The 5,546-nt window shown below is 66.9% G+C and carries 6 protein-coding genes; 3 read left to right on the top strand and 3 right to left on the bottom strand.

The genetic code is table 11. The features are described from left to right. Window positions 1-261: 261 nt before the first annotated feature. Window positions 262-633: a hypothetical protein gene (locus ACFWX1_RS46420; protein ID WP_378396336.1), complete on the bottom strand. Its 372-nt coding sequence runs from the start codon at window positions 631-633 to the stop codon at window positions 262-264. Between the two features lie 169 nt (window positions 634-802). Beyond that, a complete protein-coding gene (locus ACFWX1_RS46415; protein WP_378396335.1) occupies window positions 803-1,402 on the bottom strand; it encodes a ClpP family protease in 600 nt (199 codons plus the stop codon). A 117-nt stretch (window positions 1,403-1,519) separates the two neighbouring features. Here ACFWX1_RS46415 and ACFWX1_RS46410 point away from each other — a divergent pair, with 117 nt between their 5' ends. Both ACFWX1_RS46410 and ACFWX1_RS46405 read left to right on the top strand, forming a co-directional pair. After that, complete coding sequence (locus ACFWX1_RS46410) at window positions 1,520-2,359, top strand: class I SAM-dependent methyltransferase (RefSeq protein WP_378396334.1); 840 nt, start codon at window positions 1,520-1,522, stop codon at window positions 2,357-2,359. 129 nt (window positions 2,360-2,488) lie between these two features. Further along, window positions 2,489-2,710, top strand: a complete 222-nt coding sequence (locus ACFWX1_RS46405; protein ID WP_378396333.1) for a hypothetical protein — start codon at window positions 2,489-2,491, stop codon at window positions 2,708-2,710. Window positions 2,711-2,813: 103 nt separating this feature from the next. On the opposite strand, the gene ACFWX1_RS46400 is transcribed toward ACFWX1_RS46405, so the two are convergent. Beyond that, window positions 2,814-4,778 carry a GTP-binding protein gene (locus ACFWX1_RS46400; protein ID WP_378396332.1) on the bottom strand — a complete coding sequence of 655 codons (1,965 nt, stop codon included), beginning with the start codon at window positions 4,776-4,778 and terminating at the stop codon, window positions 2,814-2,816. A 267-nt stretch (window positions 4,779-5,045) separates the two neighbouring features. Between ACFWX1_RS46400 and ACFWX1_RS46395 the strand changes: the two genes are divergently transcribed. After that, window positions 5,046-5,489 carry a DoxX family protein gene (locus ACFWX1_RS46395; protein WP_378396331.1) on the top strand — a complete coding sequence of 148 codons (444 nt, stop codon included), beginning with the start codon at window positions 5,046-5,048 and terminating at the stop codon, window positions 5,487-5,489. The last annotated feature ends 57 nt before the right edge of the window (window positions 5,490-5,546 follow it).

Raw genomic sequence — 5,546 nt, 5'->3', positions numbered from 1 at the left:
CCCCTCAAACACCCCACCCCGTGTCTTCTTCTCGTCCCCCCCACCCCCCCCCCCCACAGCCGGTTGGTTTCTTACGAAATGGCCACGTCTGCCGAGGACGTGGAACTAGTTGCAGTTGCCGCAGCAGCCGCAGCCCTGACCCGTGCACTTCGAGCAGCACCCGTGCATGTTCGCTCCCTTCGCATGTACACCCCGCGCGTTCGACGCTAAGTGACATGGCGGGGTGCGCATAACCGCTAGGCGGGTGGGTGACGGGGTGAATCACCCCACGAGTTCGCCGGCCACATAGGAGCAGGAATCCGTCCCCCGCACGTACACCTGCCCCTCGGTTTCGTCGCCGATGCTGCACTCGGTGACCGGATGGCCGTCGAAGCCCGAGAGCGTCACGGTGATGGTCATGCCGAGCGGAATCTTGACCTTGAACGATTTCGCGCTGTGCGGGGTCAGTTCTTCGCGCCGGAGACCGCCGGGCGCCATCGGGTCGGTGAAGGTGATCTGCCGCGCTCCGAGCGCGCCGATGGTCACCGTGATCATCGGGATGGGTGGCGCCGGTACCCGTGCCGGGGTGGACACGACGGTCGCGGCCAGTGCGGCCAGCGGCAGGGCCATGAGTGCGGCCTGGAACAGGTTCATGCCCCAGCGGTCGAAATCGATCTCCCCGGTGTTACCGATCCGGCCAGAAGCAGGCGGACACGGGCCGCAGCTGATCTGCTCGCAGGGACCCGTTTCCGCCGTGGCTGTGGTCGGATTGGTAACGAACGGCACAGTACGGTGTCCGAATTGTCTTATGGGGCCCCGAAAGTCACGCGGTAGGCCGTTCGCTGGCGACGATGTGGTCCACGAAGCCGTATGCCAGCGCCTCTTCGGCGTCGAACCAGCGGTCCCGGTCGGCGTCCGCGGTGATGCGTTCCACCGTTTGGCCGGTCTGCTGTGCGGTGATCTCCGCGATGCGCTGCTTCATCTTCCCGAAGACCTCGGCCTGGATCGCGATGTCGGTGGCCGCCCCGCCGATGCCCGCCGACGGCTGGTGCATCACGATCCTGGTGTTGGGCAACAGGAATCGCTTGCCCGGCGTGCCGGAGGACAGCAGGAACTGGCCCATGGACGCGACGAAGCCGAGCCCCCAGGTCGACACGTCCGGCTGGATCAGCCGCATCGTGTCGTAGATGGCCATGCCCGCGGAAACCGAACCACCGGGCGAGTTGATGTAGAACCTGATGTCCTTCGACGGCGCGTCGGCGGCGAGCAGCAGGAGCTGTGCGACGATCCGGTTCGCCACCTCGTCGGTGACCTCCGAGCCGAGGAAGACGACGCGGTCGCGCAGCAACTGCTCGTAGACCGAGTCGTCCAGGGAAGGGCTCGCGGTGGAGGCGTGCAGCTCGGGTGCCAAGGTGGACGTCATCTGTTGCCTGCTCTCGATCGGTGAACGCCGGAGTGATCTCCTGTCTCCGAAGATAAGCAGCTTCGGCCGCCGAAGACGACCTCGTTCGCTGAGAGCGTTACATGGTAAGGATGTCGGATGGACTTCGACAGCGCGACCACCGAGATGATGGCGACGAACGAAGCGAACTGGGACGAGCGCACGCCGATTCACGTGGCGAGCCGGTTCTACGGCGTGGGCGAGTCCCGCGATCCCGATCAGTGGTTCCTGCCGTTCGAATGGGAGGACCTCGGGGAGCTGGCCGGCCGCGATCTCGTTCACCTGCAATGTCATCTCGGGACTGAGACGATCGCCTTCGCGCGAAAAGGAGCGCGGACGGCCGGACTCGATTTCTCCGGTGAGGCGGTGGAAGCGGCGAAGCGTATAGCGCGCGAGGCCGGGCTCGACGTCGAATACGTGCGCGCCAACGTTTATGACGCCGTCGATGCATTCGGCGGCAACCGGTTCGACATCGTCTACACCGGCAAAGGATCGGTGTTCTACCTGCCCGACTTGACGCGCTGGGCCTCGGTGGTGGCCGGGCTGTTGCGGCCGGGCGGCATGCTCTACGTCGTCGACTTCCATCCGGTGCTGAACGCGCTCGGCCCGGAGCCCGGTCCCGGCGAGGGACAGGAACTGTTGCTGCGTCACGATTATCTGGAGGGGAGGGGTGCGCTGGAGCGCGACGCGTCCCGTACGTACACCGATGGTCCCGCGCTCCAAGAGGCGACCACGATCTACGAATGGCGGCACGGGTTCGGCGAGCTGATCACGGCGCTCGTCGGTGCCGGGTTCGCGATCACCGGCCTGCGGGAGAGCGAGCTGCTGCCGTGGCCGCGCTGGGAGAACATGGTGCCCGCCGACGGCGGCTGGTGGCGGCTGCCGGATTCCGCGCCGCGCATCCCGCTGCTCTACGCCTTGAAGGCGGTCAAGGCGTAGAGCGTCCTCCGAGGCTGGCCAGGAAGTACTTTCGGGCTGGGATGAGAAGACTTTCTTCCCACCGAGACGCGGCTGTCCGGCGCGGTGTGGGAGAAACGTCCTCGTCGTCCAGCACGTCTTGGAGGAGAAATGAAGAAGACCCGAGTGGTCCAGTCCTTCGCGATCGCGGGCCTGGCCGCCCTCGGCCTCGTCGCCGCTTCCTCGGTCGCTTCGGCCGTGTCGGCGCACCAGGTGAACAGCCCGTCCGGTGTGGTGCACCTCGCCGGTGCGGGCGACCCCGGTATGGGCGAGGGCGGTAAGGGTGACCCCGGTATGGGCGAAGGCGGCAAGGGTTCCCCGGGTATGGGGTAGCGCGGTTCCGGCGGCCCGGTCACGAACCCCGGGTGATCCCCGGGGTGCGACCTCAGGGGCGGCACCGAGCCGGCCACCGCCTCGGCGGCGGCCGGCTCACCGCTCACTGCCTGCGCAGCGTTCTGAGGAGGTATTCCTTGCGGTCCAGGGGATTCGCGTCGGTCCGGGACCGGGACGGCGGCGGGCCGGGGTAGGGGCGGTACTCCTCGAACTCGCTGAGGAACACGCCTTCGCCCTGGGCGAGTCCGGGAAGCGCTTGCTCGAACTCGGCCACGCGGCTCGCCGGGATGCTGCCCCGCACGGTGCACGACGACGGCCCGACCTCCGGCTCACCAGGAACAGCCCCCAACTCGGCCAGTTTCAGCAGCGCTGCGCTGAAGCAGTGCGCCGGAATTTCCAGCTCGAACCGGTTGACCGGCTCGTACACCCGGGTTCCGGCCTGTTTCACCGCTTCCATCAGCACCAGCGGCGTCATCTTGCGGAAGTCTCCCGCGGCACTGACCGGGCTGAAGTACGCCGTGCGCGTCAGCGTGACCGCGCAGTCGATCACCTCCCAGCCGTACAGGCCCTGCTGGAGGGTCTGCGCGACCGTTTCCTCGATCGCCTTGTGGAATGCCAGCGGCAGGGAGCCGAGTTCGACCGAAAGCCCGAACGTCCCGCCGGAGCCGGGCGGGGCCGGTTCGACATGAATGCCGACCGTCGCCCAGAAGTACAACCGCTCGTCCGGGTCCATTTCCTGCACGGCGTCGCCATGGCCGACGAGCCGTTCGACGAAGAGTGTGCGGGTTTCGGCGAAGGACACCGCGACGCCGAATTCCTCGGCCAGTGTCGATTTGACGATTTCCTTCTGTACCTCGCCGTAGAGCCGGACCGAGATTTCACCGGTGTCCGGATGACGCCGGGTGCCGATGAACGGGTCCGCCTCGGCAAGCCGCTCCAACGCCGTGTAGAGCGCCGACGCTTGGTCGGGACGCTCGGGGATCACGACGGTTTCCAGGCTCGGCGGAGCGAAGAAACCCCGTGTCGGCAACGCGTCCGCGGTACCGAGCTGGTCGCCGATACGGACGTCGCGGAGACCGCGGATCCGTGCGATGTCCCCGGAAACCGCCGCGGCGGTTTCCTGGCCGATCACTCGCACCGCGGACACCCGGCCGCTCAGCTCGACAACGTTCCCACCGCTTTCCCTGCGGTAGAAGGAAATGTTCTGCCGTGCGGTGAGTGAGCCGGAACGCAGCCTGGCGTAGGCGATCTTTTCGCCGGCGCGTCCTCGCTCGATCTTGAACACCGTGGCACGTAGCGTTCCCTCGCCGGTGCCTTCGGTGGCGGGGAACAGCTCGCGGACAGCGGTGACCAGGTCGGCGACGCCGGTGCCGGTGATCGCCGATCCGAAGAGGACGGGATACACGTCGCCGCGGCTCACCTGACGAGCCAGCTCGGTGTGGAAATCCGCTTCACTGAGCCGAACCTCGTCATCCACAAAGGACTCAAGGAACGCGTCGTCGCCCTCGGCGAGCACCTCGCCGAGTTCTTCGGCGAACGCCGGGTCCTCGAGGGTACGCGGTGCGCTGACGGCGCCGGGCGTGCCGATGCCGGTGACCGTGCTCAACGCGATGGCGCGCGGCGAGAGCTTTTCCCGGATGGCACGCAGCAACTCGACGTCGTTCGCGCCCATCCGGTCGATCTTGTTGACGAAGATCAGCACGGGGATGCCGAGCCGGGTGAGGGTACGCATCAGTACCCGGGTCTGCGCCTGGACGCCTTCGACGGCCGAGACGACCAGGACGGCCCCGTCGAGCACGCGCAGGGCGCGTTCGACCTCGGCGATGAAATCCGCGTGGCCGGGGGTGTCGACGATCGTGACGCGGCGGTCACCCGCGGTAAACGCGACGACCGCGGATTTGATGGTGATCCCGCGACGGCGTTCGAGAGCGAGCGAGTCGGTCTGGGTGTCGCCGCCGTCGACGCTGCCGAGGTGGCTGATCACGCCCGCCTCGAAGAGCAGGCGCTCGGTCAGGCTGGTCTTACCGGCGTCGACATGCGCGAGAATTCCGATGTTCAGGGTTTTCATGACGGTGCGAGGTCCTCGAAGATGCGGTGAACAGGCCGGGTCCGGGGTGAACGACGGTCTGTCGGCGCATCGGGGCTTCTCCTCGCATCGGGAACGGGTTTCCGGATACCACGGTAGCGGCAAGCGCTTGCGGAGGACAGCGAGTTACCTGACGGTTCCTGTCGGTTTCCTGTCGATGACTCGCTGAAGTCCCGTCCGGGGCGCTCGCTCGCCTACCGTGGGCCGGGTCAGTTGAACTTTCACCGAATCGTGGAGCTGGAGTACCGCATGTTCGCACGCGTCAAGGACGTCACCCTGCTGCTGGGCAGGATCGGGGTTGCGGTGGTCTTCCTCGCCCATGGCCTGCAGAAATGGGACAACGGCATCACCGGGACGGCGGGCTTCATGGAGAAGGTCGGCATGCCGCTGCCGACGGTCGCGGCCGTTTTCGCGATCACGGTCGAGATCCTCGGGTCGATCGCGTTCATCGTCGGGTTCCTGACGCCGCTCGTCGGACTCGGCTACGTCGTCGTGTCGATCGGCGCACTACTCTCGGTGCACATCGACAACGGCCTCACCGGCCAGGGCGGCTACGAACTCGTGCTGGTCCTCGCCGTCGCCGGGCTCGCGCTCGGCTTCAATCCCGGCCGCATCTCGCTGGACCACGCACTTTTCTGGCGTAAGCGGGAGCAGCGCCAGTCCTCCTCGAACGACGCGCTCCTCACCGCCTGACCCGGCGCGGGTAATGGTCCGTGGGGGCCTCCTTGAGGGACTCAGAGTCCCTCAAGG

The sequence above is a fragment of the Amycolatopsis sp. NPDC059021 genome, assembly GCF_042739895.1.
In the GTDB taxonomy this organism is placed as follows: Bacteria; Actinomycetota; Actinomycetes; order Mycobacteriales; family Pseudonocardiaceae; genus Amycolatopsis.
This window is presented reverse-complemented; position numbering and strand designations above follow the sequence as displayed.